This is a genomic window from Acinetobacter sp. UBA2063, from assembly GCF_002333245.1.
Taxonomy (GTDB): domain Bacteria; phylum Pseudomonadota; class Gammaproteobacteria; order Pseudomonadales; family Moraxellaceae; genus Acinetobacter; species Acinetobacter parvus.
The window spans coordinates 1-2821 of the sequence record NZ_DDAH01000068.1; the positions used below are offsets into that span (position 1 = coordinate 1).

Annotated in this window: 2 protein-coding genes; one reads left to right on the forward strand and one right to left on the reverse strand. The window is 42.0% G+C overall.

The window, feature by feature from the left end:
* Nucleotides 1–268: 268 nt before the first annotated feature.
* Nucleotides 269–1981, reverse strand: a complete 1713-nt coding sequence (locus B4H32_RS03215; RefSeq protein ID WP_286799950.1) for an electron transfer flavoprotein-ubiquinone oxidoreductase — start codon at nucleotides 1979–1981, stop codon at nucleotides 269–271.
* Nucleotides 1982–2221: 240 nt separating this feature from the next.
* On the opposite strand from B4H32_RS03215, the gene B4H32_RS03220 reads away from it, so the two are divergent.
* Entirely contained in the window at nucleotides 2222–2806 is a 585-nt protein-coding gene (locus B4H32_RS03220; RefSeq protein WP_004680649.1) for a DUF1285 domain-containing protein, read from the forward strand.
* Nucleotides 2807–2821 lie beyond the last annotated feature (15 nt).

Sequence of the window (2821 nt, forward strand, 5' to 3'; positions counted from 1 at the left end):
CCTGACCTTTTGGGACAGGGCGATTCCTTAATTTGTTATGCTTCCTTGATCAAGTTATTTTTAAGCAAATGTTCAAACTTGGCAATAGCCGTAGTTTCATGCCATTGAATATTCTGATGTTTGAGTTACTTAAAAACCTTTCCTTTATATCGATAAAAAGAAAAAATTGAATTGATTTTAGCTTGCATGTTAAAAGTAACAAAGCCCCAATCTTTCAATCAGGGCTTTGAGTAATGGCTATGTAATAGATTACATGTTTGGATACTAATTACATGTTAGGGTAATTTGGACCACCGCCACCCTCAGGGGTTACCCAGGTAATGTTCTGAGATGGATCTTTAATATCACAGGTCTTACAGTGTACACAGTTTGCTGCGTTAATCTGGAAGCGTTTAGAACCATCATCATTTTCCATGATTTCATAAACACCAGCAGGGCAGTAACGTTGAGCAGGCTCATCCCATTTCGGTAAGTTCACTTCAACTGGAATCGATGGATCAGTCAATTTCAAATGCGCAGGTTGATTTTCTTCATGTACGGTATTTGATACAAATACTGAAGATAAACGATCAAATACTAACTTACCATCAGCTTTCGGATAGTTTGGTTTGAACGTCGATGCATCTACAGTTTTAAGTGCAGCAAAGTCTTGTTTTAAGTCATGTAAGGTAAATGGTACTTTAAGGATGTTTTGATCGATAAAGTTAAACGCACCACCAATCCATTGACCAAACTTGTGCATCGCTGGGCCAAAGTTACGCGAGCTATATAACTCTTCTTTTAACCAAGAATTGTTATATTTTTCAGTGTATGCGGTTAATTCTTTGTCGAAATGATCTTCGCCTTCAGTGACACGTGCAACGGCTAAATCACCACCTTTGGCTGCACCCGCTACAATCGCTTCAAACACAGCTTCACCACACAACATGCCAGATTTCATGGCAGTGTGAGAACCTTTGATTTTAGAGAAGTTCAAGAAACCTGCATCATCACCAATCAAACAACCACCTGGGAAAGTGAGTTTAGGTAAGGCATTAAAGCCACCTTTCACAACCGCACGGGCACCATAAGAAATACGTTTACCGCCTTCTAGGAATTGCTTAATTGTTGGGTGAGTTTTCCAACGTTGCATTTCCATGAATGGATACATGTGTGGATTTTCATAAGATAAATCAACAATCATACCCAACGTCACTTGGTTGTTTTCAGCGTGGTATAACCACCAACCACCAGACGAACCAGTTTCGTTCAATGGCCAACCTGCACCGTGCATCACTAAGCCCGGTTTGTGCTTCGCTGGGTCAATTTCCCAAAGTTCTTTAATCCCGATACCGTAGTGTTGCGGATCGGCATCTTTATCTAGGTTATATTTAGCAATTAGGCGCTTACCAAGATGACCACGGCAGCCTTCAGCAAATAGGGTATATTTGGCATGAAGCTCATAACCTGGGGTGAAGTTATGCGTTGGCTCACCATTTTTGCCAATGCCCATATCACCCGTCTGGATACCTTTTACAGTACCATCTTCATGGTAAAGAATTTCAGAAGCGGCGAAGCCAGGGAAAATTGAAACTTCAAGTTCTTCCGCTTTTTGACCTAACCAGCGAACAACGTTACCGAGGGAAATCACATAGTTCCCTTCGTTGTGCATTGATTTTGGTACCATCCAATACGGCATTTTTTGTGCCTTGGTATCAGAAAGCAGGAAATAGGTTTCGTCGCCTGTTACAGGAACATTGAGTGGCGCGCCTTCTTCTTTCCAGTTCGGAAACAGTTCATTCATGGCGCGTGGTTCAAGTACAGCACCAGAAAGGATATGCGCACCTACTTCAGAGCCTTTTTCAACAACACACACAGTAAGGTCTGGTAGGTTGTTTTCAATCGCTAGTTGACGAATTTTAATCGCAGCAGATAAACCCGCAGGCCCTGCGCCTACGATCACTACGTCAAACTCCATCGCTTCACGTTCGATGTGTTCCATGTAGGACTCCTCATATTTTTAAGGGTGGCAACCGTAATATTGCGATTCGGTGCTGCCATGAGTGTTCTGTATTGCCAAGCACAAAGACACTATTGTACTTGCAAACGTTTGGGATAGTATAGTTTTAAACCTTGGACTCGCCAATTGGCTGAGCGGTCATATTTTTTCGTCAGCTAGGCATAAACGACGATAAATGAAAATGATTCTCCATCAGACTCGCTACAAAATAAGGGAAAAATCATGTTTTCTGATGATAAAAACTTAATGAGCATAGCACAATACGTAAAAGATGTACAGCAAAGTCACAAAAGGTCAATTCCACCTTTAGACCAGTGGCATCCAAAGCATTGCGGCAAAATGGATCTAAAGATAAAAGCCAATGGAGAATGGTGGCACGAAGGTCAATTGGTCAAGCGGCAGGCTTTACTCGACCTGTTTAGCAAGGTGCTGTGGAAAGAGGATGGAAAGTTTTACCTGAAAACACCTGTTGAGCAGATTGAAATTGAGGTTGAGGATGAGCCACTGCTAATCAACCAGGTGGATCAGGTTGAGATAGAGGGCAAGACCTATTTACAGCTCACCACCAGCAATCAGGATGTGGTGATTGTGGATGAGCGACACCCAGTTTTTATGCGTGCCTATCCAAATGAAGCAGGAGAGGATGAATTGCGTCCTTATGTGCATGTTCGTTTTGGAATGAATGCGTTGATTCAGCGTCAAAGTTTTTATCACCTTGTGAACTATGGCAGTTTGTCTGAAAATGCACGGGGTGAGACAGTTTTGACATTAAAAAGTGGTGATTTGGTCTTGCATTTAAGCACCTGAGGTTTAAGCTTAAAA